The sequence below is a fragment of the Sulfitobacter aestuariivivens genome (genome assembly GCF_014763045.1).
Lineage (GTDB): Bacteria > Pseudomonadota > Alphaproteobacteria > Rhodobacterales > Rhodobacteraceae > Sulfitobacter > Sulfitobacter aestuariivivens.
Genome location: NZ_JACTAG010000001.1, coordinates 818,933 through 844,390 on the forward strand (window position 1 = coordinate 818,933; position 25,458 = coordinate 844,390).

A 25,458-nucleotide genomic window follows, 5' to 3' on the forward strand; every position below is an offset into this window, starting at 1 on the left:
AGGATCCTCCATTTCTTGCGGTCAGATATAGTCACCGTTTTGCACATGGACAACTTGCCAAACTGATCATATTGTTTAGCCGATGATCGATATGGGTAGATGAAATGGACAATACGGATGAACGGCTCATCGCAGCGCTGCGGCAGGATGCGCGACAAGGCATTTCCGATCTTGCCGCGCTTCTCGGGCTGTCACGTACCACGGTCCGGGCGCGGATGGAGCGGTTGCAGGCCAGCGGCGAAATCATCGGCTTTACGGTGCTGACCCGCAGCGATGTGGCCAGCGACCCGGTGCGCGGGTTGATGATGATCGGGATCGAAGGGCGCGGGACCGAACGGGTCACCCGGCAGCTATCCGGCATGGCCGAAGTTCGGGCCGTGCACAGCACCAACGGGCGCTGGGATGTGATCGTGGAAATCGGAACTGCAACGTTAGAAGATTTCGATGCCGCCCTGACGCGGATCCGGCGGCTTGACGGGGTCGTTGCCTCGGAAACGTCGCTGCTGCTGAAGACTCGCAAAGCAGGGTAGCAAGGGACCGTGTGCTCGGGCGGATCACCTGAGGTGCGGGGTCACGTCTGGCACGGTTGCCGGGCGGACCGGCGGCCTTAATCTGGGCGGGTCGGCAGCCATTCCTCGATCTCGGCGAACCCCATGGCTTTTGCGGTTTCCCCGAAGGTGCCATGATCCGCAACTTCGCGCGCGGCATCTATGAAGGCGCCATAGGCACGTCGAGCAAAGGCAGAGCCCACGCTGATCCGGCGCACACCTGCGTCTGCAAGGGCTGTCACGTTCAGATCGACACCGGGGCTGCCCATGATCACATTGACAGGTTTGCTGAGCGCGCCGCAGACCGTGCGGATGGTCTCGATGTCGCGCAGGCCCGGGGCATAAAGCACGTCTGCGCCTGCCGCTTCGTAGGCCTGCAGGCGTTTGATCGTGTCGTCGATGTCGGGCCGGTCCCAGAGGAAGTTCTCGCATCGGGCGGTAAAGACGATGTCCTGGGACAGGTCGGCGACAGCCTTTGCGGCTGCAGCAATGCGCGCGACCGCCTGATCGAAGTCATAGATCGGGTGATCGGGATCGCCGGTATGATCCTCGAGCGAACAGCCCGCGACACCAGTTTCGGCGACGGCATAGATCGTTCTGGCGGCGTCTTCGGGGCTGTGCCCCAGCCCGTATTCCAGATCGGCGGACACCGGCAGGGGCGTTGCGGCCACGATCGCGCGGCAGTGGTCGAGCATTGCATCAAACGGGACCGAGCCTTCGGCGCGCCCCATGGCAAAGGCCATGCCGGCGCTGGTGGTGGCCAGCGCCTTGAAGCCCATGCGGTGCAGCATCACCGCGCTGCCCGGATCCCAGGGGTTGGGAATGACAAAGGCACCGGGGCCTTGGTGGAGATCTCTGAAACTGGTCATGTCGTGCAGAGTGGCAGGGCAGACGCGTTTTGGCTAGGTGCGGCGTGCGGCCGTGATCCAGAGAAGGACGAGGACAAAAGAGATGGCCGCATTCCAGCCGGCCATCGACAGGCCAAGGAACTGCCAGACAATCTCGTCACACATAACGACGTTTGTGGGGGTTTCAGTGGATAGCAGGTCTGCGCCGCTGAGCCCGGTCAGCCCCGCGCCCCCGCCGGAGCAGGTCGTGGGCCCTTCCCACCAGCGCCATTCGACCCCTGCGTGGTAGATACCGATGCCGCCCGTGGTGGCTGCCGCCGCTGCACCAAGCCATGCCAAAACGCGTGGACCACCCAGAAGGATCACAGTGCCGATCAGGACCGCTGCCGCATGCGGCCAGCGTTGCCACAGGCACATCTTGCACGGCGCATAGCCCAGCACCTGAAAGCCAAATGCGCCCAAGAGCAGCGCCGCGGAGCCAAGAGTGGCCAGAAGGATCAGACGGGGCGCGGTCATAGGTAGCGCACGGCGGCGAAACCCGCGATCAGCAGGGCGACCGCCAGAGTGAACATCAGCGGCAGGCGCTTTTCGATGAAATCGCGGATTGGCGCGCCAAATTTCCAGAGCAGTGCGGCCACGATGAAGAACCGCAGCCCGCGCGCCAGTATGGATGTGGTGACGAAGGTCGCAAGCGGCATGCCGGTCCAGCCCGACATGATCGTGATGACCTTGTAGGGAAAGGGGGTTACGCCTGCTGCCAGCACGGCCCAGAAGCCCATGTCGTTGAACCGTTCTGAGAATTCGGCCATGGCGTCAGCCTTGCCAAGCGAGGCAAGGATCGGCTCTCCTATCGTGTCAAAGGCAAAGGCACCGATGGCATACCCCAGCATCCCCCCAAGCACAGAGGCGACCAGGGCAACGCCCGCAATCACAAAGGCGCGGTTGGGGCGGGCAATGATCATGGGGATCATGAGAATATCAGGCGGGATCGGAAAGACAGAACTTTCGATAAATGCGATAAAGGCCAATGCCCACAGCGCGCGGGGATGCTGCGCGAGGCTGAGGGTCCAGTCGTAAAGGCGTTGGATCACGGGGCAGGGCATCCTGGCTGACATCACATGCGAGACCTGCAACACCACGGGCAGGCTGCGGGGTCAAGGGGACGGGGGGCGCAGGCGCAAAATTCCCTTGTCGTTGCGGCGGCTGCGCGTTATTGCACGGCCCAGTGCCCGAGTGGTGGAATGGTAGACACGACGGATTCAAAATCCGTTGCCGCAAGGCGTGCCGGTTCAAGTCCGGCCTCGGGTACCACGTCTTAAGATCTTGCATGGATTGGGGTGTGGTTTGGGCCACCGGACACGGCCGTTTTGCCTGCACCCGTGCACGTTGCCGTGTCAAAAATCCTGATCCCGAGCTGTTTCCGAAAGACGTGCAGGCCCGAATCGGGCGCCGGTTATTCGCGGATGTGCGGTGCTGGTCGCTGATTTCATGACAAGAAACCGGCGATTGGTTGAAACATTTTTGCGATCAATCGCAACCTTCGGGCGAGGTTGTTTCAAAAATGGAAACCGTATCCCGCAGTGGTTGTGGATTTGGGTGTGGAAATTAATTGTTTCCGCCAGACCCTAGATTTTCTTGCCCAGAATGTGACTAAATTATGGTAAGCGGTCGGCGTTACTGTGTAGTGAAATGCGCCGCGAGTTTCGGCGTATGTAAGTGGGATTAGGATTAGTCATGGCCAATTTGTTTGGGACGAGTGGAAACGATACGTTAAATGGTGAAGGCGAAGACGACCTGATCGATCTGGGCGCGGGCGATGATTTCGCAAATGGCGGCGCCGGCAACGACACAATCCTCGGCGGCGAGGGCAATGACGATCTTTTTGGCGGCGAAGGTGACGACACTGTTGATGGTGGCGCAGGCGATGACCTGATCACCGGCGGTGCGGGCGCTGACAGCCTGCTGGGCGGCGACGGCAATGATCAGTTTTATGGTCTGACAGTCGGCGATTTCATCAATGGCGGGGAAGGGGGCGACGATTTTGATCGCCTGTTCCTGACAGATCTCGTGCCACCGGGTGGTAGCTATGTGATCAACGCCGACCCCAATAACCCCGACAACCCGGAATTCGGTACGATTGATGTTTTTGATGCTGAGGACAACCTTCAGGGTTCGGTCACCTTCAAGAACATTGAAAAGATCGACCCGCCCAAAGAACCGCCAATTGATCCGCCGCCTCCGCCGCCCTGCTTTACCCCCGGCACACTGATTGCCACGCCCAAGGGCGAGCGCAAGGTTGAAGACCTGAAGGTTGGCGATCGTGTGATCACCCGCGACAATGGCATTCAGGAAATTCGTTGGGTCGGGTCACGCGAGATGACCGAGGCGGACCTGAAGCGCGCAACCCATCTGCGGCCTGTGCTGATCCAGCAAGGTGCGCTTGGCCATGGTCTGCCGGAGCGTGACATGCTGGTGTCGCCCAATCACCGGGTGTTGGTGGCGAACGACAAGACCGCGCTTTATTTTGAAGAGCGTGAGGTGCTGGTTGCGGCCAAGCATCTGACGGGTCTTGAGGGTGTGGACGTCGTGGATGTTTCAAACACCACCTACATCCACATCATGTTTGACCACCACGAGGTGATCCTGAGCGATGGTGCCTGGACCGAAAGCTTCCAGCCCGGCGACCAAAGCCTAATGGGTGTGGGCAATGCGCAGCGTCAGGAAATTCTTGAGATCTTTCCTGAACTGGCGACGGAAAAGGGCATTGATGCCTACGCGTCGGCCCGCAAATCCCTGAAAAAGCACGAAGCGGCGTTCCTGATTAAGTAACGGACGTGCCATCGGCGGTGCGACGGCGCCAGAGGTCCCAATCCTCTGGCGTGTCAAGATCCATGCGCGCACGGGTCCCTTCAAGGGGGACCAGGGTGACCTTGTCATCGGCCTGGATGACCACCTCGCGCCCGCCGCCATCCCCGGTGAGGTCAGCGAAGGCGGCAAACAGATCCGCTTTGAAGACAATCGGGTGACCCGGCGCGCCGTCGGATGTCGCCCCGCGCCAGATTAGCATGTTCGACGTCAGATCAACCGCTTCGGCGACTTTCTGAAGGTCACCCCGCTCAAGCGCGGGCAGGTCCGCGAGCAGCAGCATTGCGCAGGTCGCGTGCGGGGGCAGAGCGGCGAAGGCGGCCCTGAGGCTGGCATTCATGCCTTCGGCGGCGTCCGGCACTTCTATGCAAAGGACCTCCAACCCGGTCAGGTGCACGTAGCGGGGATGCGGTGCGGGGGGCAAGGCCACGATCACCGGCCCGTCTGTCGCTCCGCGCGCGAGTTCTGCCTGCCGGCGGAGCAGCGGCTGGCCGTCGACCTCTTCCAAAAGCTTATCGCGCCCCCGCATCCGGGAAGACGCCCCGGCTGCGAGAAGGATGATGGGAATATCTGCCTGCGTCATGCCGGGGATAGTATGCAAGGTCGGCGGCGAAGGTAAGCACCAGCATGCCGGGCGCACCTATCCGCGCATACGCGCACCGTCCGGATCAAAAAGAGGGGTAGTGATCAGGCGCGCGGGGCGCATCTGGCCCAGAATTTCGATCTCGACGTCGAGGCCGTCGTGCGCACGCTCGGTGGGTACGAAACCCTGGGCAACCGATTTGCCTGCGTAGTGTGAATAGCCGCCGGATGTGCAGAAGCCGACCACCTCGCCGTCAAGCCAGATTGGTTCGTAGCCTTGAACATCGGCGTCATCTGCGTCGACCTCGAAGACCACAAGCTTGCGCGCGGCACCTGTTGCGCGTTCCGCTTCAGCGGCGGCGCGCCCGATGAAATCGGTGTTCTTTTTCCACGAGATGAACCGGTCCAAGCCGGTTTCGGCCGCGGTGTAGTCTGGGCCGAATTCCAGCAACCACCCACCAAAGAACTTGTCGAGCCGCAGGGACATCATCGCGCGCATGCCAAAGGGCACCATATCGTGCGCCTGTCCGGCCTCCCACAAAGTCTGCCACAACTGGCGCTGTGCCATCGGATCGCAGTAAATTTCATATCCCAAATCGCCGGTAAAGCTGACGCGCTGGACCAGACAGTCGGTCATGCCGACCACCATCGGGCGGACATCCAGAAAGTTGAAATCGCTGATATCGTCGCGGGTGCACGCGGCCAGCACGTCGCGGGCGCGGGGGCCTGCTATCTGGAATCCGGTGCGCGTGTCAGAGATGTTTTCAACCTGTACGTCCTGGTCGAGATTTTGTTGAAACCAGCGCTGGTGAAAGGCCTGCGCGCCATAGGACGCCGTCAGTTGGAAGGTTTCGGACCCCAGACATGAAATGGTGAAGTCGCCAATCAGCTTGCCCTTGGGGCTCAGCATCGGGGTCAGGGAGAGGCGGCCCACCTGTGGCACCCGACCCGCCATGATACGGTCCAGCCAGTCACGTGCGCCGGGGCCCGTAACACGGTATTTGCCAAAGTTTTGCACTTCGTTGATGCCCACCCCGTCGCGGACGCCTGCCACTTCGCGGGCGGTGGCCTCAAAGGCGTCCGAGCGGCGGAAGGACGGGGTTTCATAGGTCGGTTCATTGCCTTGGGCAAAGTAGTTGGGCACCTCTAGCCCGTATTGCTGACCCCAGACTGCACCCATGTCGCTGAAGATGTCGTACATCGGTGTGGTGCGGTTGGGGCGTGCGGCAGGCAGTTCTTCGTTCGGATAGGCCACAGAGAACCGTTTCTGGTAGTTCTCAATCACCTTGGGCAGGGTGTAGCCAGGGGTGATCCAATCGCCAAAGCGGGCCACATCCATCGCCATCACATCGCGTTCCGGTTCGCCTTCGATCATCCATTGCGCAAGGGTCAGGCCAACGCCGCCACCCTGCGAAAAGCCTGCCATCACACCACAGGCGGACCAATAGTTGCGCATACTCGGCACCGGACCAACCAGCGGGTTACCGTCAGGGGCAAAGGTGAAGGGGCCGTGGATGACCGATCTGACACCCGCACGTTCCAGATCGGGGAACCTTTTGTAGGCGAAATTGATGCTGTCTTCGATCTTGTCGAAGTCATCGGGCAGCAGTTCCTGCCCGAAATCGTAGGATGTGCCGCCGACCGCCCAAGGGCGGCAGGTTTGCTCGTAAAAACCGATGCACAGGCCCAGCCGTTCCTGCCGCAGATAGGATTCGCCTGCAGGATCCATCACATGGGGATGTTCCTTCCCGTCTTGTGCCATTTCCTCGATCAGGGGCACATTTTCGGTGATCAGATACTGGTGCTCCATCGGGTGCAGCGGGAAGTAGACCCCGGCCATCGCCCCAACCTCGCGTGCCCAGAGACCGCCCGCGTTTACAACGTGTTCGGCGTGCACTGTGCCCTTGTCAGTCACGACGTCCCAGGTGCCATCAGCGCGCTGGGTGGTTTCGCGCACATGACAATGGGTTTCGATCACGGCCCCGCCCATCCGCGCGGCCTTGGCGTAGGCATGGGTGGTGCCGGAGGGATCAAGGTGGCCATCAAGCGGATCGTAAAGCCCGCCGATGATGCCGTCGGTGTTGGTCACTGGCGCGATCTTGGCAATCTCTTCGGGGCCCACGATTTCGGTTTCAAGCCCCATGAAGCGGTGCTTGGCGCGCTCTGCCAGCAGCATGTCAAAGCGGTCCTGATTATCTGCAAGCGTGACCCCGCCCACATGGTGCAGGCCGCAGGACAGTCCGGTGATTTCCTCCAACTCCTTGTAAAGCCGGATGGTATAGCCCTGGAGAGCGGCCATGTTGGTGTCACCATTAAGCGTGTGAAACCCGCCTGCCGCATGCCAGGTGGACCCGCTGGTCAATTCCGATCGCTCAATCAGCATCACGTCGGACCACCCCAGTTTGGTCAGGTGGTAGAGCACCGATGCGCCGACGACGCCCCCTCCGATGATGGCTACGCGGGTGGTGGTTTGCATGGCGGCCTCCGGCTTGATTTTGGGGTAAGGTGACGCTGAGCGGCGGATGGCTCTGGCCCGTTAACGACAGGATGTGTCGCAGCAGGCAAGATCACGTGGTCCAGGAGGTCAGTTCGTCTGCCTTGGCACGCAGCCAAAGCACGTCGAAGCCGGCGATCATGCGGTACCCTTTGTCACGCTGTGCTGTAACCTGTGAGTGCTGCAGGCCGACGCCGCTCATCGGCAGACCCGCCTTGGTGCAGACCTCTTCGAAACGCGTGACGGCGGCGACATACTCCGGATGGTCAAACTGACCCGAGATGCCCATGGTGGTAGACAGGTCAAACCCGGCGAGTACCATCAGATCGATGCCTTCGACGGCGCAGATGTCGTCCAAGTTTGCGATAGCTTGCGGCGTTTCGATCAGCAGGCAGCAGATCAGTTCATCCTCAATTTTTGCCTGATACCGCGGCAGGCTTGTGCCCCAACGCGATTGCGCAATGAAGGGGCCGAAGCCGCGGACGCCGCGCGGGGGATAGCGCAGAGATGCCACAGCATTCGCAGCATCCTGCGCGTCCTTGATCAGGGGAAAAACGATACCTTCTGCTCCAAGATCAAGGACGCGCCTTACCTGAGCCGGATCATTCTCTGTCACGCGCACCAGCGGCGCACAGTGAAACCCTTGTGTGGCCGCGATCATCGCGTGCGCTGACGCATGATCAACCGCACCGTGTTCCATATCGATGATCACGCTGTCGATGCCAGAGGCCGCCAGCGCCTGCGGAACGATGGGTGAAGGTATGGTGCAGATGACGCAGGTGAGCATGTCATCGCTTTCACGTAGCCGTGTTTTCAGGGTGGGCCGCATGGCGATGCTTTCTTGGACGACGAGAAATACATCACTGTTTAGGGACGCGGACCCATTTCGTCCAGCAATCGCGCTTTGTCGGACTGGACGTTGGCGCACGCGCCCTAGATGATGCGGCATGACATTGAATGATTTCATGCCGCAGACTTTGCTGCGCAAGGTGCGCCTTTTTACCCGCAAGCTTTGGGTGCGGGTTATCCTGATGGGGTTGCTGGCATTTGTAGCGCTGGGGCTGACGCAGCTTGCCGAAATATTTGTGCCGGAAAAGCTGGCGCGCAGCCTGAGTGGTGCCTCTGCTGATCGGTTGCTTGATATCATTGCGAACGCGATGCTGGCGGTCACGATCTTTTCGCTTACGATGATGGTAAGCGTCTATCGGTCGTCCTCGGCGCAGTTCACGCCGCGGTTTCACCGTCTGATCATTCAGGACCGCACCACCCAGAACACGCTCGCAACATTTATCGGTGCATATGTCTACGCGCTGTTGGGGATTATCCTGCGTGAAACGGGTGTGTATGTGGATGACCGGGCCTTTGTGCTTTTCGCCACGACTGTGTTGGTCCTGGCGATCATTGTGATTTATCTGGTGCGTTGGGTGCTGCACTTGCAGACTTTCGGCAGTCTGATCGAGACCACCCGCCAGATCGAAGAAGTCACCCGGCAGAATTTCGTGGAACGCTTGCAGACACCCTGTCTGGGTGCCGTGCCGCTGACCGATGGTATCCCGCAAGAGTGCACAACGGTTCTGGCCCCGGAAAGCGGGTATGTGCAGCATATCTATCCCGAAGCCTTGCAGGCTGCCGCCGAAGCCCATGGCATGGAAGTGTATCTTGTGAGCAATATTGGCAGTTTCGTGCATTTGAACGAACCGCTTGCACAGGTCCGCGAACGGGGGCCGCGCACTGAGAAAGAACAGGATTATGAGACGTTCGAAAAGGCAGTTCTTGCCAATGTGGTTCTGGGGGATGTGCGGACCTATGATCAGGATCCGCGTTTTGGGCTGATTGTGCTTGGTGAAATCGGCTCAAAGGCGCTTTCGCCGGGGGTCAATGACCCCGGTACGGCCATTGACGTGATCACGCGGGTGGGTCGCATCCTGTCGTGTTACAAGGACGAAACCCGTGCAGAAACCGCAGGCGACGTGCTGGACCGGCTGTTTGTGCCCCCGCTCGACCCCGGCGATTTGCTGGAGGATGGGTTTGGCGCTCTGACGCGGGACGGTCAGACGCTGGTTGAGGTGCAAGAACGCCTGCAATCGACGTTGGCCAGTCTGATGAAGCATCCGGACAGGAAGCTTGCAAAGGTGGCCCGCGTTGCGGCGAAGGTTGCGTTGCAGCGTGCCCTGTCTGCCATGGATTTCGAAAGAGACCGCGATCGGCTGGAAAACTCGGTGGAAGCTGCGCTTTTGCAAGAGACAGTAAAGGACAGGAATGTCGAACCGGGCGCACGTGCCGAGGCAACTTAACGATCTGCGACGAGAAGTGTCGCGTTCGGGCAATTCTGCACGGCAGCAGCGGTGCAGGAAGAAGACAGCGTAACAACCGCAGGACCAGACCCCATGCGTACCCATGCCCAGGCCGTTGTCATCGGAGGCGGTGTGATCGGCTGCTCGATCCTTTATCACCTGACCAAGGCGGGATGGACCGATGTTGTCCTGCTGGAGCGGAACGAGCTGACGTCAGGCTCTACCTGGCACGCGGCGGCCAACATTCACGGGTTACACGACAACAACAACATCACGCGCATTCAGAACTACACGATGGATCTGTACAACGCGCTGGAGGCCGAGACGGGCCAAAGTTGTGGCGTGTTCCAGCCCGGGTCGCTGTATCTGGCCCAGACCGAGGCGCGCGAGCATCAGTTGCGCCTGCAGGCGGCGAAGGCCAAGTACTACGGGCTGCCATTCCGTGAAGTCAGCCGCGCGGAGGCCGAAGCCCTGCACCCCATGGTCAATTACGATGGGATCCGGTGCATCATGTTCGAAGAGAACGGCGGCAACGTGGACCCGTCGGGTGTCACCAACGCCTATGCAGTGGGCGCACGCAACGCGGGCGCTGAGATCGTGCGGTTCTGCCCGGTCACCGGGACAGAGCAACAGCCGGACGGATCATGGATCGTCCGCACCGAAAAGGGCGATATTCACACGCAATGGGTGGTGAATGCCGCGGGGCTTTGGGGGCGCGAGGTGGCGGCGCTTGCGGGGTTGAGGTTGCCGTTGCAACCCACTGAACACCAATACTTTGTCACTGAAACCATTGCGGAAATCGCCGGAATGGATCGTCGTCTGCCATCGGTCGCGGATCGCGATGGGGAGTATTATTTGCGCCAGGAAGGTAAGGGCCTGCTGATTGGTGCGTATGAAAAGGCGCTCAAATACTGGGCCGAAGACGGCACGCCCTTGGATTTTGCCCACGACCTTTTCCCTGATGATCTGGAGCGGATCGAGGAAAACATGATGCGCGCCATTGACCGGGTGCCGGCTGTGGGCGAGGCGGGGATCAAGCGGGTGATCAACGGACCGATGATCTGGTCGCCCGACAGCAATGTGCTGTTTGGGCCAGTGCCGGAGTTGCGCAACTACTTTTGCTGCAACGGTATCATCCCGGGCTTCAGTCAATCTGGCGGCATGGGCCTGTTGGCTGCTGATTGGATCACCACAGGTGAGACACGCTATGACATGTTCGCCTGGGACATGGCGCGTTTTGGGTCCTGGGCGGACGAAGCCTTTACCAAGGCCAAGGTCGGCGACCAATACGCAAACCGCTTCAAGATCCACTTTCCCAACGAGGAACGCAGTGCGGGACGCCCGATGCGGCAGCGCCCGGCCTATGAAGCCCAGGCAGAGCTGGGCGCCGTTTTCGGGCTCAACTACGGATGGGAACATCCGCTTTACTATGGCTACCCCAAGGGCGCTGCGGACAAGACCGAAGGGTTCACCCGTCAGGGCTGGTGGGCCCAGGTTGGCAAGGAATGCCACATGCTGCGCGACAAGGCGGGCATCATCGACATATCGAACTTCGCGAAATACCGCGTCACAGGGGCAGGGGCCGAAAGCTGGCTGAACAGTATCTTTGCCAACAATATGCCCAGGTCGGTAGGCCGGTCTTGTCTGACGCCCCTTATCGGCGTGCGCGGGGGCATTGCTGGCGATTTCACGGTGACCCGCATGGCCGAGAATGAATTCTGGATCATCGGTTCCGGCATGGCAGAGCGGTATCATCTGCGGTTCTTTAACGCGGTGGCATTGCCAGAGGGGACAACGTTCGAAAGCCTTACCGAAGGCATGTGTGGCTTCAACGTTGCGGGCCCCAGATCGCGCGAGATGTTGCAGCGCATGACCAACGCCTCGCTGGCGACGCCTGATTTTCCCTTCATGCGCTCGCAATGGATCGACATATCGGGGGTCCGATGCCTTGCGCTGCGCGTCAGTTTCACAGGTGATCTGGGGTGGGAGCTGCATTGTGATATCGCTGATCAGGCGCGCCTTTTCGAGGCCCTCATTGCGGCGGGCAGCGAGGTGGGTGCAGGCCCGGTCGGGTCTCGTGCCTTGATGAGCCTGCGGGTGGAAAAGGGATACGGATCCTGGAGCCGTGAATATTCGCCTGAATACTGGCCGCAAGAGGTCGGGTTGGAGCGGCTTTGCAAGATGGACAAGGACTTCCTGAACAAGGAAGCGGTAGCCGAAACAATGGCCAAGCCTGCGCGCGAGCATCTTGTTCTGCTGGCGCTGGACGCAGGAGAAACGGACGCCTCGAACGCGGACGCCACGGGCGGCGAACCCATTTTCAAGGATGGCAGAGGGATCGGCCGGGTGACGTCAGGTGCTTATGGCTACACGGTCGGCCAGTCCCTTGCGCTGGGGTTTGTTAAGGGTGTTTCGGCGGGCGATGAGGTCGACGTCATGGTTTTGGGGCGGCCTCATAAGGCGGTCGTTCTGGCCGAACCGCCGTTTGATCCCAATGGGGAAAGACTGCGCGCCTGACGATTTTTATCGCAGGGGGCCGTGTCACCCGGACTGCGACGCCCGCTGGTTCTGAGGGATGAGTTTAAGAGAAAGATGAAGCCCGTTGATCCTTCATCTTTCCAGATAAACTCAATCCCGCAGGGGCAGCGTCAGCAGGTGCTGGCGATGGAAAAGAGCGTGTTCAAAGGGGTCTGATCTTGAGCTGGGTGATCCGGTTGCCATCCCGCTCCATCACTTCAAAGCGGAAGCCGTGAAAGCTGAAGACCTGGCCCATGGTGGGGATCATCTGGGCCTCATGAATAACGAGACCGGCCACGGTGTTGGCTTCGTCATCGGGCAAGGACCAGTCCGTTGCGCGGTTGAGGTCGCGGATGGTCATCGCACCATCGACAATCAGGTGGCCGTCTTCTGCAGCGGCGGGGATCTGGTCCCCGTCGGGATCAAATTCATCGGTGATTTCGCCGACGATTTCTTCGAGGATGTCCTCAAGCGTGATCAGGCCCTGAAGCGAGCCGTATTCATCCACCACAAGCGCAAAATGGGTCCGCCGATGCAGAAACTGGCGCATCTGTTCATCAAGGGTGGAGGTTTCGGGCACGAAATAGGGCGCCATCGCAACGGTGGAGACGTCAAAGTTCTTGAGCGCGCCTGCGTCGCCCTCCGGGCCGCCGATCAGCTTGTACATGGCGCGCAGCAGGTCTTTTGCGTGGATGACGCCGACGATGTTTTCCGGATCGTCGCGGTAAACCGGCAGGCGGGTGTGGTTCGACTGCAGGCATTGCTCAAGGATTTCTGAGGGGTCCGAGGCGGAGTCAATCATTTCGATGCCAGAGCGGTGCAGCATGATTTCCTCGACGGCCCGTTCATTGAGATCAAGCGCACCAAGAATACGGTCGCGATCTTCCTTTTGGACCACCCCTTCGGAGTGGCCCAGTTGAAGCGCACCGGCAATCTCCTCGCGGACGGCCAGGATGTTGCTGTCGGGATCGGTGGTGACGCCAAAGACCCGCAGAATGCCGCGCACAAAGAACCGCACCGCGCCCACCACGGGGGCGAATACGGTCACCACAACACTGATCGGGCCAGACACCAGCGCTGCGGCACGTTCGGCATTGGTTATGGCATAGGTCTTGGGCAGCACTTCGGCAAAGACCAACACCAACACGGTCATCACCAGCGTCGCTAGCGCGACACCGGATTCGCCAAAGAGCCGCGTAAAGAGGGCCGTCGCAAGCGAGGCCGCGAGGATATTGACCAGGTTGTTGCCAAGCAGGACGGATCCTATGAGGCGCTCATTGTCTTCGGTAATGCGCAGTGCGCGTGTCGCACCTCCCGATCCCTTGTCGGCCTGCGCGCGCAATTTACCGCGCGACGCCGCAGTCAATGCCGTTTCAGAGCCGGAAAAAAAACCTGACAGGACAAGCAGGAACAAAATCACCCCACTGCTGAACCAGAAGGCGCCATCAAGCATTGCGGTGCTCGTTTCCATTTGAAATGATCGATCCCTAGTTGAACTCTCTTTGGGTTATGGGTGCAGGAACGCGTATCTTCAAGGGTTTGGGCGGGGTCAGAGAAGGAACGTGCGTAAAATGCGGCACTTGCGGCATGTTGATCTGGGTGTGCTTGACGGGGCGGTTCTGCTGTTTGGCGGCCCCTATTCCAATGCGCATGCGGTGGACGCGCTGCTGTCTGAGGCGGCAGCGCGTGCCATTGTGCCGTCGCATATGATCTGTACCGGAGATGTGGTGGCCTATGCCGGACAGCCGACTGCGACAATCGCGGCGATGCGGGAGCAGGGAATCGCCGTTGTGGCGGGGAACTGCGAAATTCAGCTGGCGGCGGGGGCGACCGACTGTGGATGCGGTTTCGAGAGCGGATCCGCCTGCGACCTTTTGAGCATGCGTTGGTTTTGCTTTGCCTCACAGACCATTGCACCAAGTGACAAGATGTGGATGGCGGGATTGCCGGATGTCATCAGTTTTGTGCACCAAGGCGCGCGATACGGTGTGATTCATGGCGGCGTGACGGATGTTGCGCGTTTCGTCTGGCCGACGTCGCAAGCTGAGGTGTTTGAACTTGAGTGGCAGGCGTTGGAGTTGTCCATCGGACCTGTGGATCACATTATCGCGGGCCATTCGGGCATCCCTTTCATCCGCGATACGCCGCGCGGGCGCTGGATCAATGCGGGCGTTGTCGGCATGCCGCCACATGATGGACGCCAGCAAACCCGGTTTGCGGTTCTGGATGGCGGTGAGGTGCAGATCCACAGGCTTGACTACGATGCGCAAGCAGCGGCGCGGGCGATGGCGCAGGCTGGGCTGCCGCCCGATTATGCGCGCAGCATGATCAGTGGTTACTGGCCGTCTGAGGATATCTTGCCTGAGGGTTTACGAGCGCCGTCCTTGGCCAACGGGTGATGTTCCAGCACAAGCTCCGACAGGCGTTCCTGAAGGACGTGGGTGTATATCTCAGTGGTGGCGACGTCCGCATGGCCCAACATCGTCTGGATCGCCCGCAGGTCTGCCCCATTGGCAAGCAAATGGGTTGCAAACGCATGACGCAGGGTATGAGGTGTGACCTTGGTTGGATCAACTCCGCCGGCTGCCGCGAATTCCTTGATCAGCAGATAAAAACGATTTCGGGTGAGGTGACCAAGTTTGCCACGTGAGGGAAAGAGGAAGCGCGAGACGACCAAGCGCGCCTCTCGCGCGGCATCGTCCTGACGATCGCGCACCCCAAGCCAGGCGGCAAGGGACTCTCGTGCAGGCGGGGACAGGGGGACCATCCGCTCTTTGCCGCCTTTGCCGGTGATCAACAGCACCCTGGGATCGCCACGGGTTGCACTGATTGGCAGGCTGACCAGTTCGCTGACGCGCATGCCTGTGGCGTACAACAGCTCCATCAGGCAGGTGTTGCGCAGCCGATCTGCGTCGGTTCGACCAGAGGCGCGCGCCGCGTCGAGCAAAAGGTCGACTTCGGCCTCGCTGAGGATCTTTGGAAGGCGTTTATCCTGCCCGGGACCGCTGATCTGGATGGCCGGGTTGTCGGCGCGCAGGCCTTCTTCGAAGGCAAATCGATAGAGTTGCTTGATGGCCGACAGCCGCCTTGCGCGCGTCGATTTGGCCAGCCCCTGCGCATCGCAGTGCACCAGATAGTCCTCGACGTTTTCGCGGGTTGCTGTGACGAAATCGCGGGTCTGGCGCGCGAGATAGGCGTCAAAGTCTTTCAGGTCGCGGCCATAGGCAAGCAGCGTGTTTGTGGCGGCCCCCAATTCGGCGGCCTGAGCCTCAAGAAAAACGGAAATCCAGTGGGATGTCGGTGTCTGCCCCGGCTCAGACATCGAGCAGCAGGATCTGTAATGCAGCGCGACGGGCGGTGTCTTCCAGCCCCAGCGCGCGCAATGTGGCCAGCGCATCACGCAGCGCGTTTGCGTCGCCCTGTGCGCCGTCTTCCAGCAGATCGAGAAGGTGGAGCACAGCCTCACCCAATCGTTTGGTACGGGCCTTTTCCACCAGATCCGAGAGTGGAGGGGCATCTTTGAATGCGTCAAAGATCGCTGCCGCTACCGGTGTCTGGGGGCGGGTTGTCGACGCATCTCCAAAGGCTACGGCGCGCAGCAGGGCCGTTTGCGGATCGTCCGGTGCTGCTGCTGCGGTCGCTTCATAGCGCGGCGACAGCAGGCCGATTTCGAATGCGGTGCGCGCGGCGGGACCTTCAAGCGGTATCTCTGCCAGCCGCTCTGCGAAAAGGCTGGCGAAGGCGGTTTCGAGATCCGCATCCCGCATCGCGTCCCAAACAGCGGGCAGTGTCTTGGCCACCGCTTCGGCACTGTCGGTTTTCAGCGCTGTATCAAACCGCTGAAGGGTTGCGACGCGGTCCCAGATACCCCCGGACGCAGCGGGCTTTCGGTCCGTGTAGAGCCCCAGCAGATGGTTGTCTGGCAAGGCCCCGGCGCGGGTCAGGCGTTCTGCGGCTTCAAGCTGTGCTTTCCAGCCGGCCAGGTCGCGCAGGTCCGCGACGGCATAGGGGCGGGGCAGGGCGCCGGTGGGCAGGCGCTCTCCGATGGCTTCGAACAGCCGAAAGCTGAGCGGGTCCATCTTGCGCGGCACAGCGAGAGGCGCTGCCTCTTCATAGAGGTCCGGGTTCAGGAAGCGATCAAGCAGGTCAAGCCGATACTCGGGCATCAATCCCAGTGCCTGGGCAGAGCCGAATGTGAGTGCGGCGTTTTCCCATTCCCCACCGCGGGCAGAACACAGAATACGCGCGCCGTAGTCCCGGGTCAGGTGGGGGGATGCGGCAAGGACTGCGCAGGCCCTGTCTTCCGTGCCGGTCAGCAGGCTGATGCGCATCCATTGGTCAAAGTGATCGGGGGAAGTAGTGACACCCGCCTGTTCAATCAGCGACAGCGCCGGATCAAGAGCGCCGAGCTGAACAAGTTTATCCACCCGTGCCAGCGCCAGCGCGTCACCTGCCACAGCCTTGCCCTGCGGTGCGAGGGCATCTGCAAGCAACACCGTGTACAGCAGCGATTGCGCGGCGGGAAGCGTCATCTCTGGCAGGTTGGCGATGCGGGCGATAAGCGTATCGGGGTCACTGCCGACCCAAAGATCGGTTGGCAGCCCGGTGACTGATGGCGGAACGATGCCAATCTCGCGGGGACTGCCTTCGGCAAGTGGGGTGGTCAAGACGGCGGGTGCGGTACCGGTGCGCGCGACGGGGGGCTCGTTCGGGTTGGGATTGGCGCGGTCGCCCTGCGGTGGCTTTTGCTGGCCCAGCCAGTCGATTACCGACAAGGGCTGATCGGGCTGTACTGCGGTCTGCGCCCACGCAGCCCCAGGCGCAGAGAGACCGAAGGTTGCCAGTGCCGTGCAGCAGATCAGCCTGTGAGCCAGAGCGCGCATTACGTCACTCTGCCGGCAGACTGACGGGTTCGCGGGTCTCTGTCTGCGCTGGTGCGAAATCCGCGCCAAAGAAGGGGCCCACGTAGGCGTAGGCCACCAATGCGATGAACCCGATGATCAATAGATACATCAGCAACTTGAAGAGCTTGCCTAACATGTGTGCCTGCCGTCTTTGTTTGTTTTGTCCAATCTATATATGGCCTTTTCACCAAGATCACGTCATTCAGGAATAAATGAGCGAAATTAAGCAAACCATGGCCGATAATGCTGCAACATCCCCACGGTATCGTTTGAAAAAGACGGTCGTCATGGTGGGCATGATGGGTGCGGGAAAAACAGCAGTGGGGCGGGCGGTCGCGTCAAAACTGGGGGTCCGGTTTCTGGACAGCGATGCGGAGATCGAAACCGCCGCGAACCTGACCGTGCCAGAGATTTTCGAACGCGATGGCGAGCGGTTCTTTCGCAAGCGGGAATCAGAGGTGATCGCGCGCCTGCTGGACAATGAGCGCGGCATTCTGTCGACGGGCGGCGGGGCGTTTCTGGCAGAGGTGAACCGCCAGACCATTTCGGAGCGCGGTGTCTCGGTCTGGCTGAATGCCGATCTTGATCTGCTGTGGCAGCGTGTCAGGCACAAGGATACGCGGCCCCTGCTGCGCACCGCCAATCCACGCGAGACGCTGGCACAGCTTTATGCCGAGCGGGTGCCGGTATACGCATTGGCGGATATTTGTGTGCCTTGTGACCCCAAACTTACCATTGATGCGATGGCGTTGCGGGTCATCGAGGCGCTGAAGGCCCGGTCTGATGTGTTGGGGATTTGCGATGACTGAAACTGTCCACGTTGCCTTGCCTGGTCGCGCCTACGAGGTCGTGATCGGGCCACAGTTGCTGGCAGAGGCAGGTGCGCGCATTGCGCCTTTGCTGACCCGGCCGCGCGTTGCGGTGATTTCGGACCAGACCGTTGCCGGGCTGCATCTTGACGGGTTGCGGGCGGGACTGGACAGCGCAGGCATCGATATGGTGACGCTGAGCCTGCCGCCCGGCGAGGGCACGAAAAGCTGGGAGCACCTTCAGACCTGTGTGGGCTGGTTGCTGGATCAGAAGATTGAGCGGCGTGACGTGGTTGTTGCCTTCGGCGGTGGTGTGATCGGGGACCTTGTCGGTTTTGCCGCTGCCGTGCTGCGGCGTGGCGTAGCATTTGTGCAGATCCCGACATCGCTTTTGGCGCAGGTCGACAGTTCTGTAGGGGGCAAGACCGGGATCAATGCCACGCAGGGCAAAAATTTGATCGGTGCGTTTCATCAGCCAGCGCTGGTGCTGGCAGATACCGCCGTTCTTGGCACGCTCACCCCGCGTGATTTTCTCGCCGGGTACGGCGAGGTTGTGAAATACGGCTTGTTGGGGGATGCGGGCTTTTTCGACTGGCTGGAAAAGCAGGGGCCTGCCCTTGCGGCAGGGGACATGGATGCACGGATTGCCGCCGTCAAACGGTCTGTTGAGATGAAGGCCGGGATCGTCGTGCGGGACGAGACAGAGCAGGGGGATCGTGCGCTTTTGAACCTCGGCCATACCTTCTGTCATGCGCTGGAAGCTGCCACGGGGTATGGGGATCGTTTGCTTCATGGCGAAGGGGTTGCGATTGGCTGTGCCCTGGCGTTCGAGCTTTCCGCGCGTCTGGGTCTTTGCTCCCAGGAAGCGCCTAGCCGGGTGCGTGCGCATCTCAGAACCATGGGAATGAAGACGGATTTGTCGGATGTTCCGGGCGATTTGCCCGATGCCGACGCATTGCTGGCGCTGATGGGGCAGGACAAAAAAGTCGTCGACGGTCAGCTGAGGTTTGTTCTGGCGCGCGACATCGGTGCGGCTTTTGTCACCGGTGAGGTGCCTCGGGACGTAGTCCACACATTGCTGATGGATGCATTGCTGGCAAGGTAAGGCGGTCCGCTGACCGCAGCCGTCCCTTCATATCACCCGGCACTGCGCGATGCCTGTGGCCAAATCGGCCTGGCCACAGGAAGGGCGCGTCAGATCAGAACGGGATTTCGTCATCTAGGTCGCGCGAAGAGGACCCGCCGCCACTGCCACTTTGTGACGGGCCGCTGTCGTATCCGCCGCCGCCGTAATCGCCTTCACCGGACTGGCCACCGCCATATCCGCCGCCACCCGCGCCGCCGCCGCCTTCGCCACGACCGTCAAGCATGGTCAGTGTGCCGCCAAAGCCCTGCAAAACAACTTCGGTGGAATAGCGGTCATTGCCGGATTGATCCTGCCATTTGCGGGTCTGAAGCTGCCCCTCAATATAAACCTTTGATCCCTTGCGCAGATATTGCTCTGCAATGCGCACCAGACCTTCCTGGAAAATTGCCACCGAATGCCATTCGGTCTTTTCCCGACGCTCGCCGGTGTTGCGGTCTTTCCAGGTCTCGGACGTGGCGATGCGCAGGTTACACACCTTGCCGCCGTTGTTGAACGTGCGCACTTCAGGGTCGCGCCCCAGATTGCCGATAAGGATCACTTTGTTGACTGAGCCGGCCATGATGCCCCCCCTTTGGTACTTGGCTTTGTGCCGTCGCGCGAATCCACGCACGCGGAATTTCAGGTGTTATACCTTGGGCGCGGCATGGTTAACACAAGGTTTCGCGCATCAAACGGAATGGAAATGAAGCCCTACTTTGGCAAACACAAAAGCACGTGTGCAGGTGCCGAGGGGTGGCATGGACGTCTGCCTTTGGTATAGTGCCAGCAGGTAACAGGTGGGAGCGTCGGGCAGGATGCGAAGATCGATTGTATGTGTGATAAGTGGCTGTATTGCCGCAACTTTTCTAGCGTCTGCACCAGTTGCAGCAGACATTTTCTCTTCCAAGAATCGCAAAACGCTTTTTGCGGCGCAGAAAAACGTTCTGGATAACCGGGCGTCCAAACAATATTCGTCCTCCGTTCGGCTGAAACCTGCCACTGTGATCACCCCCACGAAATGGGATACGGGCGGCCCGCTTCCCAAGTATCGCGGACGCTACAAGGGTGTGTATCTGGCCATGGCAAAAGAGGCGGCGACCCGTCATGGCGTGCCGGTTGATCTTTTTCTGCGGCTGGTACAGCAGGAAAGCGGCTGGAACCCGCGCGCGCGGTCGCACAAAGGGGCCATGGGGCTGGCGCAGCTGATGCCCGGCACGGCGCGCAAACTGCGCGTGAATGCAGCGGATCCCAAGCAAAATCTGGAAGGTGGCGCGCGCTATCTGAAAGAACAGTATCGGACTTTCGGCACCTGGCGCCTTGCGCTGGCGGCTTACAATGCCGGGCCCGGCGCGGTGAAGAAATACGGCGGCGTGCCGCCCTACAAGGAAACCCGCAACTACGTCAAAGTGATCGCTGGCGGGTAATCCAAGTTTTTTCAATTTTTTTTCGCTGAGGCCGGAACCAATTGTATTCCGCGTGGTTTCACTATCGAAGCGTGTGAGACGGATCTGCCCATCTTTCCACCGCTCGCGCCGGGATTTTCGCTGTCCCTGAAATCACCGGCACATTTTAGGCGCGGACTGCTCCCTCGGTCCGCGCCTTTACTTTGTTCAGAGTATGATCTTGCCTATTCGGCAGCGACACCCACTTCGATCACCGGCTCCATCTCATCAAGCTTTTCGTCTGACAAGTGACACTTGATCTGGTGACCGTCCGCCATGGTGCGCTGTGGCGGAACTTCCTTTTCACAAAGGCCACCGGGAACCTCGGATTTCCAGCGGCATCTGGTCTGAAAGGGGCACCCTGGGGGTGGGTTCATCGCCGACGGAATGTCGCCCTCAAGCACGATGTGCTTTTTCTTGACGGAAGTGTCCGCGATGGGCACCGCCGACAACAGCGCTTCGGTATAGGGATGATAGGGCGGGGCAAAGACCTGATCGGTCGAGCCCAGTTCGACCACGTGTCCCAGATACATCACCATCACCCGGTCGCTGAGATAGCGCACGATGCTGAGGTCATGCGAGATAAACAGCAACGTTGTTTTCTGTTCCCGCTGGATTTCCATCAACAGATCGGTCACCGCCGCCTGCACCGATACGTCAAGCGCCGAGACGGGCTCATCCGCCACCACGATCCGCGCATCGCCCGCAAAGGCGCGGGCAATGCCAACGCGCTGTTTCTGGCCGCCAGAAAGCTGTCGTGGCATCCGGGTGGCAAATTCACGCGGCAGTTTAACCAGATCAAGCAGTTCCAGCATCCGCTGCTTCCGCTCTGCTTCGTTGTTGCCGACCTTGAATATCTCCAGCGCGCGGATGATCTGCCGCCCCACGGTCATCGAGGGATTGAGCGTGTCAAAGGGGTTCTGGAAAACCATTTGCACATCAGCGACATTTTTGGTGGTGCGCTCTTCGATCGGTACATTCCCGATGTTTTGATTATCGAGCAGGATTTCGCCTTCTGTGGCGGTCTCCAGCCCCATCAGGACTTTCGCGAAGGTCGATTTCCCACAACCGGATTCGCCGACAATCGCCAGTGTCTCAGATTCGCGTGCCTCGAACGAAAGCTCTTCATTGGCCTTGACCACCTTGGTCTCGCCGCCGCCGAACATGGCATTGGCCGCAACCTGATAATACTTCTTGAGCTTATCCATCTTGAGAACGACCTTGCCGATCTCGCCCTTCTGTTTCACGTCGGCCAGTTCAAGTGGCGCGTTCCAATCGATCTCCTGATAGCGCAGGCAGCGTGTGTGGTGCCGGTCATTGCCCGGCACGTTTTCCATCGGGATGACGCCCTGGTCACACCGTCCGGCTTCGAAATAATCGCAGCGCGGACCAAAATTACAGCCATCGGGGCGTTCGTGGGGCAGCGGGAAATTGCCGGGAATGGCGATCAGAGGCCGCGCGTTCTTGTCAGCGCCCGGCAGGGGGATCGACCGGAAAAGCGCCTGTGTATAGGGGTGCTGCATCTCATCGAACACGTCCTCGATCGACCCGCGCTCAACCGCTTCGCCTGAATACATCACACAAATGCGGTCGCAGGTTTCCAGCACCAGACCAAGGTTGTGGCTGATAAACAGCATCGACGTGCCGTATTTCTTGCCCAGATCCTTGACCAGTTCGACCACCGCCGCTTCCACGGTGACGTCAAGCGCAGTTGTCGGCTCATCCAGGATCAGCAGCGACGGCTCTGACATCAGCGCCATCGCGATCACGATGCGTTGCTGCTGGCCGCCCGACAGTTGGTGCGGATAGGCGTTCAGAATACGTTTGGGGTCGGGAAGCTTTACATCGGTGACCACCTGCAAAGCGCGCTCATGAGCATCTTTCTCATTCATGCCCGCGTGGATCATGGGCACTTCCATCAGCTGTCTGCCGATCTTCATCGCCGGGTTGAGCGAGGCCATGGGTTCTTGATAAATCATCGCGATCTCGGATCCGCGAATGTCGCGCAGTTCTTCATCCGACATCTCGCCCAGATCGCGGCCCTTGAACTTGATCGAGCCGCCAACGATGCGGCCGTTCTTGCCCAGATCCTGCATGACACCCAAGGCAACGGTTGATTTGCCACAACCGGATTCGCCGACAAGGCCCAGCGCCTCTCCGGGCATCACAGCGGCCGAAAAGTCCATCACCGCCGGGATCTCGCGCAACCGCGTGAAGAACGAGATCGACAGTTTGTCTATCTCCAGAATGGGCCCGTCGTAGTCCAACTTTGCCATGGTATCTCTCCCTGCCAGTATCTTCTGGCCATAAATATCCCTGGGGTCCGGGGGCAGCGCCCCCGAAACACATTTTCTTAATCGCGCAGGCTTTCCTCGCGCAGACCATCCGCCAGCAGGTTCAGACCCAGTACCAGTGTCAGCAACGACAGGGCTGGGGCGATGGCCGCATGAGGATAAAGCGACAACAGACGCCGGCCGGCGTTGATCGTGCTGCCCCAGTCCGGGCTCTCTGATTCAAGTCCCAGACCAAAGAAGCCCAGTGTACCCAGAAGAATGGTCGTGTACCCGATCCGCAGACAGAAATCGACGATCAGCGGACCCCGCGCATTTGGCAGGATCTCCCACAGCATGATGTACCAGGGCCCTTCACCGCGCGTCTGCGCCGCCGCCACGTAGTCACGCGTCTTGATGTCGAGGGCCAGACCCCGGACAATTCTGAAGACAGTAGGCGAGTTTACGAAGACAACCGACACGAACACCACAAGGATTTCCGATGGCATGGGTATCCAGTCCAGGAACGTGGGCAGTCCCGGGATTGTATAGCTCGCATTATCGATGATTGTTCCGTCATTCGAGATCATCGACAGATACGCCCAGGCCATGACGCCAAGCACCACTGCCAGCAAGGGTGTGCGGAACGAGGGCTGTGTATAGTATCGCGAGTTCAGCAGCACCGCGACGAAGATCAGCGGAAAGACAAATAGCACGGCGGCCATGTAGTTGGGAATACCTGTCAACACGATTTCCGGCGTCACCAGCAGGAAGAACAGCAGGATGACCGGGAACGCAAGGATCAGGTTGGCCACAAAGGACAGGATCGTATCGAGCTTGCCACCATAGTACCCTGCGGGCAGTCCCAGTGTGATCCCGACCATGAAGGCAAAGAGCGTTGCCAGAGGGGCAATCAGCACCACAACCCAGGACCCTTTGACCAGTCGGCTGAAGACGTCGCGCGCCAGGTTGTCACCGCCCAGCAGGTACCAGGCGTATTCGCCTTCTTCTGCGCCGCGCAGCGGCGTGCCTGGTAGCTTGTTTTTCATGCCCGATGCCTGGCTGAGGCTGTCATGGGTGACGATCAGATCAAAGATCCCGCCCAAAACTCCGGTAAAGACCCAGAACATCACAATGGCAAATCCGATCATCCCCACGGTGCTGTCGAACAGCTTGCCGTAAAGGCCCAGTTTGCGCTTGTAGGTGATCGAAAGTGCGAAGGTCACAATGAGGGCAATCCAGGTCGGCAAGAACTGTCTGCTCATGCCGCCAATGATCCCGGCGCCAGTTCCCATGAAGATCCCAAGGATGACGTAGATCAGAATAATCCCGACAACAGCGAAGAAAAACCAGTTTACAAGAGTACCGACAAAGCCGCTTATCCCAGTATTTGCCGACAATGTGCCGTCTGCGTTCACAGCGCGGCTATCCGCTGAGGGCACGAGCGAGATGAGGATTTGCACGATGATCCCGAGGATCAGCAATCCAAGTGCCAGTTGAAAGATGAGGTTGAGCCCGGAAAGTGAGCCCGTCCATGTCAATGGTTCCATGTCCTTGCTCCCTTATGAAATGCGAATGCGCGGGTTAAGATAAACGTAGCCGATATCTGATATCAGCTGCGTCAGCAGCACCACGGCGACCGAGACCACCGACACCGCCAGCAGCAGTTCGATGTCATTGTTGCCCGCCGCCTGTACCAGCAACCAGCCGAAACCCTTGTAGTTAAAGAGCGTCTCGACAATGACCACGCCGTTCAGCAACCACGGGATCTGCAACATGATGACCGTGAACGGTGCGATCAGGGCATTTCTCAGCGCGTGCTTGAGAACGATATCGCTGAACTTGACCCCCTTAAGACGTGCCGTTCGGATATACTGAGCCGTCATAACCTCGGTCATGGATGCGCGCGTCATCCGCGCGATATATCCCATCCCATAAAGCGAAATGGTCAGCACCGGCAGGAAGAAGTTCCAGAAAGTGGCGTCATCCATCGCCTTGGTGGCCGAGCCGAGGAACAAGGTGCGCCCCTCCCCGAAGAGAGCGCCTTCGGAGCCCAAAAGCCCCCATTGCGTCAACAGCGGCGACAGGCCGTAGTTCGAAGAGGCCAGAAGGGCGATGAAGATCACGCCCGACACATATTCAGGCGTCGCCGTTGTCGCAATCGAGAAGGTCGACAGGGACCGGTCCAGTTTGGACCCCTCGCGCATCCCGGCCAGCACCCCGACAATCAACGCCGAAGGCACCATCAGTATCAGAACCCACATCATCAGGAACCCGGTCTTGCCCAACCGTTCTGCAACAAGGCTGCCCACATTGTCCTTGAACACGGTGGAAAATCCCCAATCGCCCTGCAGGACACCACAGAACGTGCGCCGCTCTTCTTCGGGGGTACTGCTGGAAAAACACCGGCCAAAGGTTTCACCGTCCTCGCGCTCAGTCACGTAGCCGGGCCTCACGCCGAGCCATTCACCGAACTTGTCCCAGGTCGGTTGAAGGTATCCACGATCTTCCAGAAAGGACGCGACGGCCTCATCCGACATGCGGAAGTTTCCTTGAGTCTTGGCGAGCTTTTCAAGGTTTGGATAAAGATTGGTCAGCCAGAACACGATGAACGTCAGGCATAGAGCCGTCAGTAACATCACGCCCAATCGACGTAAGATAAATAGTCCCATGTGGTGCCCCTGTTGCGTGGCTGGGCAGGTATGTCCTGCCCGTATTAGTGCAGACCTGTGGCCTTGCTGTTGATCGATCGCCAACCG

22 protein-coding genes and 1 tRNA gene are annotated in these 25,458 nt (G+C 59.8%); 9 read left to right on the forward strand and 14 right to left on the reverse strand.

The features are described 5' to 3' along the window. Window positions 1–104 precede the first annotated feature (104 nt). A complete protein-coding gene (locus tag H9Q16_RS04050) occupies window positions 105–530 on the forward strand; it encodes an Lrp/AsnC family transcriptional regulator (RefSeq protein WP_191074072.1) in 426 nt (141 codons plus the stop codon). Window positions 531–607: 77 nt separating this feature from the next. Here H9Q16_RS04050 and H9Q16_RS04055 read toward each other — a convergent pair whose 3' ends face one another. From H9Q16_RS04055 to H9Q16_RS04065, 3 genes are read right to left on the reverse strand one after another with little or no spacing between them, the layout of a single operon-like run. Beyond that, window positions 608–1,417 (reverse strand): isocitrate lyase/PEP mutase family protein, encoded by an 810-nt coding sequence (locus H9Q16_RS04055; protein ID WP_191074073.1) that lies wholly within the window; start codon window positions 1,415–1,417, stop codon window positions 608–610. 33 nt (window positions 1,418–1,450) lie between these two features. After that, window positions 1,451–1,912, reverse strand: a complete 462-nt coding sequence (locus H9Q16_RS04060) for a disulfide bond formation protein B (protein ID WP_191074074.1) — start codon at window positions 1,910–1,912, stop codon at window positions 1,451–1,453. Continuing rightward, window positions 1,909–2,487, reverse strand: coding sequence for a VTT domain-containing protein (locus H9Q16_RS04065; protein ID WP_191074075.1), 579 nt, complete (start codon window positions 2,485–2,487; stop codon window positions 1,909–1,911). The genes H9Q16_RS04060 and H9Q16_RS04065 overlap by 4 nt, the downstream gene beginning before the upstream one ends. A 136-nt stretch (window positions 2,488–2,623) precedes the next feature. Between H9Q16_RS04065 and H9Q16_RS04070 the strand changes: the two genes are divergently transcribed. After that, window positions 2,624–2,707 (forward strand) — tRNA-Leu (locus H9Q16_RS04070). Window positions 2,708–3,130: 423 nt separating this feature from the next. Continuing rightward, on the forward strand, window positions 3,131–4,225 hold the full coding sequence (locus tag H9Q16_RS04075; RefSeq protein WP_191074076.1) for a Hint domain-containing protein: 1,095 nt from the start codon (window positions 3,131–3,133) through the stop codon (window positions 4,223–4,225). Here H9Q16_RS04075 and H9Q16_RS04080 read toward each other — a convergent pair. The 3 genes from H9Q16_RS04080 to H9Q16_RS04090 form a co-directional block, all read right to left on the reverse strand. Then, the gene (locus H9Q16_RS04080; protein WP_191074077.1) at window positions 4,218–4,844 is read right to left on the reverse strand and encodes a nucleotidyltransferase family protein; all 627 of its coding nucleotides are present in this window, start codon (window positions 4,842–4,844) and stop codon (window positions 4,218–4,220) included. The two genes, H9Q16_RS04075 and H9Q16_RS04080, sit on opposite strands and share 8 nt — an antisense overlap. Window positions 4,845–4,901: 57 nt before the next feature. Next, window positions 4,902–7,319 carry a GcvT family protein gene (locus H9Q16_RS04085; RefSeq protein WP_191074078.1) on the reverse strand — a complete coding sequence of 806 codons (2,418 nt, stop codon included), beginning with the start codon at window positions 7,317–7,319 and terminating at the stop codon, window positions 4,902–4,904. A 91-nt stretch (window positions 7,320–7,410) separates the two neighbouring features. Further along, on the reverse strand, window positions 7,411–8,166 hold the full coding sequence (locus H9Q16_RS04090) for an HpcH/HpaI aldolase family protein (RefSeq protein WP_191074079.1): 756 nt from the start codon (window positions 8,164–8,166) through the stop codon (window positions 7,411–7,413). A gap of 118 nt (window positions 8,167–8,284) precedes the next feature. On the opposite strand from H9Q16_RS04090, the gene H9Q16_RS04095 reads away from it, so the two are divergent. Continuing rightward, window positions 8,285–9,631, forward strand: coding sequence for a DUF2254 domain-containing protein (locus H9Q16_RS04095; protein WP_191074080.1), 1,347 nt, complete (start codon window positions 8,285–8,287; stop codon window positions 9,629–9,631). A 93-nt stretch (window positions 9,632–9,724) separates the two neighbouring features. After that, window positions 9,725–12,148, forward strand: coding sequence for a GcvT family protein (locus H9Q16_RS04100; protein WP_191074081.1), 2,424 nt, complete (start codon window positions 9,725–9,727; stop codon window positions 12,146–12,148). A 163-nt stretch (window positions 12,149–12,311) separates the two neighbouring features. Here the strand turns inward: H9Q16_RS04100 and H9Q16_RS04105 are convergent, their stop codons facing one another. Then, a complete protein-coding gene (locus tag H9Q16_RS04105; RefSeq protein ID WP_191074082.1) occupies window positions 12,312–13,619 on the reverse strand; it encodes an HlyC/CorC family transporter in 1,308 nt (435 codons plus the stop codon). A gap of 100 nt (window positions 13,620–13,719) precedes the next feature. On the opposite strand from H9Q16_RS04105, the gene H9Q16_RS04110 reads away from it, so the two are divergent. Further along, entirely contained in the window at window positions 13,720–14,547 is an 828-nt protein-coding gene (locus tag H9Q16_RS04110) for a metallophosphoesterase family protein (RefSeq protein ID WP_191074083.1), read from the forward strand. On the opposite strand, the gene H9Q16_RS04115 is transcribed toward H9Q16_RS04110, so the two are convergent. From H9Q16_RS04115 to H9Q16_RS04125, 3 genes are read right to left on the reverse strand one after another with little or no spacing between them, the layout of a single operon-like run. Next, on the reverse strand, window positions 14,484–15,470 hold the full coding sequence (locus H9Q16_RS04115; RefSeq protein WP_191074084.1) for a site-specific tyrosine recombinase XerD: 987 nt from the start codon (window positions 15,468–15,470) through the stop codon (window positions 14,484–14,486). The genes H9Q16_RS04110 and H9Q16_RS04115 overlap by 64 nt on opposite strands. Further along, a complete protein-coding gene (locus H9Q16_RS04120; protein WP_246455454.1) occupies window positions 15,463–17,031 on the reverse strand; it encodes a hypothetical protein in 1,569 nt (522 codons plus the stop codon). The genes H9Q16_RS04115 and H9Q16_RS04120 overlap by 8 nt, the downstream gene beginning before the upstream one ends. A 4-nt stretch (window positions 17,032–17,035) precedes the next feature. Next, the gene (locus H9Q16_RS04125) at window positions 17,036–17,188 is read right to left on the reverse strand and encodes a hypothetical protein (RefSeq protein ID WP_191074085.1); all 153 of its coding nucleotides are present in this window, start codon (window positions 17,186–17,188) and stop codon (window positions 17,036–17,038) included. Window positions 17,189–17,264: 76 nt separating this feature from the next. Here H9Q16_RS04125 and H9Q16_RS04130 point away from each other — a divergent pair, with 76 nt between their 5' ends. Further along, the gene (locus H9Q16_RS04130; protein WP_191074086.1) at window positions 17,265–17,861 is read left to right on the forward strand and encodes a shikimate kinase; all 597 of its coding nucleotides are present in this window, start codon (window positions 17,265–17,267) and stop codon (window positions 17,859–17,861) included. Next, window positions 17,854–18,966 (forward strand): 3-dehydroquinate synthase, encoded by a 1,113-nt coding sequence (gene aroB, locus H9Q16_RS04135; RefSeq protein WP_191074087.1) that lies wholly within the window; start codon window positions 17,854–17,856, stop codon window positions 18,964–18,966. The genes H9Q16_RS04130 and aroB overlap by 8 nt, the downstream gene beginning before the upstream one ends. Window positions 18,967–19,060: 94 nt before the next feature. Here the strand turns inward: aroB and H9Q16_RS04140 are convergent, their stop codons facing one another. Beyond that, window positions 19,061–19,567 carry a single-stranded DNA-binding protein gene (locus tag H9Q16_RS04140; RefSeq protein ID WP_216859288.1) on the reverse strand — a complete coding sequence of 169 codons (507 nt, stop codon included), beginning with the start codon at window positions 19,565–19,567 and terminating at the stop codon, window positions 19,061–19,063. A 235-nt stretch (window positions 19,568–19,802) separates the two neighbouring features. On the opposite strand from H9Q16_RS04140, the gene H9Q16_RS04145 reads away from it, so the two are divergent. Next, window positions 19,803–20,411, forward strand: a complete 609-nt coding sequence (locus tag H9Q16_RS04145) for a lytic transglycosylase domain-containing protein (RefSeq protein ID WP_191074088.1) — start codon at window positions 19,803–19,805, stop codon at window positions 20,409–20,411. Between the two features lie 203 nt (window positions 20,412–20,614). On the opposite strand, the gene H9Q16_RS04150 is transcribed toward H9Q16_RS04145, so the two are convergent. The 3 genes from H9Q16_RS04150 to H9Q16_RS04160 all read right to left on the reverse strand — a co-directional run bounded on the left by H9Q16_RS04150 (window position 20,615) and on the right by H9Q16_RS04160 (window position 25,371). Next, window positions 20,615–22,705, reverse strand: coding sequence for a dipeptide ABC transporter ATP-binding protein (locus tag H9Q16_RS04150; RefSeq protein ID WP_191074089.1), 2,091 nt, complete (start codon window positions 22,703–22,705; stop codon window positions 20,615–20,617). Between the two features lie 77 nt (window positions 22,706–22,782). Then, entirely contained in the window at window positions 22,783–24,249 is a 1,467-nt protein-coding gene (locus tag H9Q16_RS04155; RefSeq protein WP_191074090.1) for an ABC transporter permease, read from the reverse strand. Between the two features lie 12 nt (window positions 24,250–24,261). Then, on the reverse strand, window positions 24,262–25,371 hold the full coding sequence (locus H9Q16_RS04160; RefSeq protein WP_191074091.1) for an ABC transporter permease: 1,110 nt from the start codon (window positions 25,369–25,371) through the stop codon (window positions 24,262–24,264). Between the last annotated feature and the right edge of the window lie 87 nt (window positions 25,372–25,458).

What these genes read in the sequence shown, in the direction of transcription:
- H9Q16_RS04125 (WP_191074085.1), bottom strand. Translation starts at nt 17,188, where the DNA reads ATGTTAGGCAAGCTCTTCAAGTTGCTGATGTATCTATTGATCATCGGG.
- H9Q16_RS04060 (WP_191074074.1), bottom strand. Translation starts at nt 1,912, where the DNA reads ATGACCGCGCCCCGTCTGATCCTTCTGGCCACTCTTGGCTCCGCGGCG.
- H9Q16_RS04090 (WP_191074079.1), bottom strand. Translation starts at nt 8,166, where the DNA reads ATGCGGCCCACCCTGAAAACACGGCTACGTGAAAGCGATGACATGCTC.
- H9Q16_RS04115 (WP_191074084.1), bottom strand. Translation starts at nt 15,470, where the DNA reads ATGTCTGAGCCGGGGCAGACACCGACATCCCACTGGATTTCCGTTTTT.
- H9Q16_RS04120 (WP_246455454.1), bottom strand. Translation starts at nt 17,031, where the DNA reads ATGCGCGCTCTGGCTCACAGGCTGATCTGCTGCACGGCACTGGCAACC.
- H9Q16_RS04100 (WP_191074081.1), top strand. Translation starts at nt 9,725, where the DNA reads ATGCGTACCCATGCCCAGGCCGTTGTCATCGGAGGCGGTGTGATCGGC.
- H9Q16_RS04055 (WP_191074073.1), bottom strand. Translation starts at nt 1,417, where the DNA reads ATGACCAGTTTCAGAGATCTCCACCAAGGCCCCGGTGCCTTTGTCATT.
- H9Q16_RS04085 (WP_191074078.1), bottom strand. Translation starts at nt 7,319, where the DNA reads ATGCAAACCACCACCCGCGTAGCCATCATCGGAGGGGGCGTCGTCGGC.
- H9Q16_RS04080 (WP_191074077.1), bottom strand. Translation starts at nt 4,844, where the DNA reads ATGACGCAGGCAGATATTCCCATCATCCTTCTCGCAGCCGGGGCGTCT.
- aroB (WP_191074087.1), top strand. Translation starts at nt 17,854, where the DNA reads ATGACTGAAACTGTCCACGTTGCCTTGCCTGGTCGCGCCTACGAGGTC.
- H9Q16_RS04140 (WP_216859288.1), bottom strand. Translation starts at nt 19,567, where the DNA reads ATGGCCGGCTCAGTCAACAAAGTGATCCTTATCGGCAATCTGGGGCGC.
- H9Q16_RS04145 (WP_191074088.1), top strand. Translation starts at nt 19,803, where the DNA reads ATGCGAAGATCGATTGTATGTGTGATAAGTGGCTGTATTGCCGCAACT.
- H9Q16_RS04130 (WP_191074086.1), top strand. Translation starts at nt 17,265, where the DNA reads ATGAGCGAAATTAAGCAAACCATGGCCGATAATGCTGCAACATCCCCA.
- H9Q16_RS04150 (WP_191074089.1), bottom strand. Translation starts at nt 22,705, where the DNA reads ATGGCAAAGTTGGACTACGACGGGCCCATTCTGGAGATAGACAAACTG.
- H9Q16_RS04075 (WP_191074076.1), top strand. Translation starts at nt 3,131, where the DNA reads ATGGCCAATTTGTTTGGGACGAGTGGAAACGATACGTTAAATGGTGAA.
- H9Q16_RS04160 (WP_191074091.1), bottom strand. Translation starts at nt 25,371, where the DNA reads ATGGGACTATTTATCTTACGTCGATTGGGCGTGATGTTACTGACGGCT.
- H9Q16_RS04110 (WP_191074083.1), top strand. Translation starts at nt 13,720, where the DNA reads ATGCGGCACTTGCGGCATGTTGATCTGGGTGTGCTTGACGGGGCGGTT.
- H9Q16_RS04105 (WP_191074082.1), bottom strand. Translation starts at nt 13,619, where the DNA reads ATGGAAACGAGCACCGCAATGCTTGATGGCGCCTTCTGGTTCAGCAGT.
- H9Q16_RS04095 (WP_191074080.1), top strand. Translation starts at nt 8,285, where the DNA reads ATGACATTGAATGATTTCATGCCGCAGACTTTGCTGCGCAAGGTGCGC.
- H9Q16_RS04155 (WP_191074090.1), bottom strand. Translation starts at nt 24,249, where the DNA reads ATGGAACCATTGACATGGACGGGCTCACTTTCCGGGCTCAACCTCATC.
- H9Q16_RS04050 (WP_191074072.1), top strand. Translation starts at nt 105, where the DNA reads ATGGACAATACGGATGAACGGCTCATCGCAGCGCTGCGGCAGGATGCG.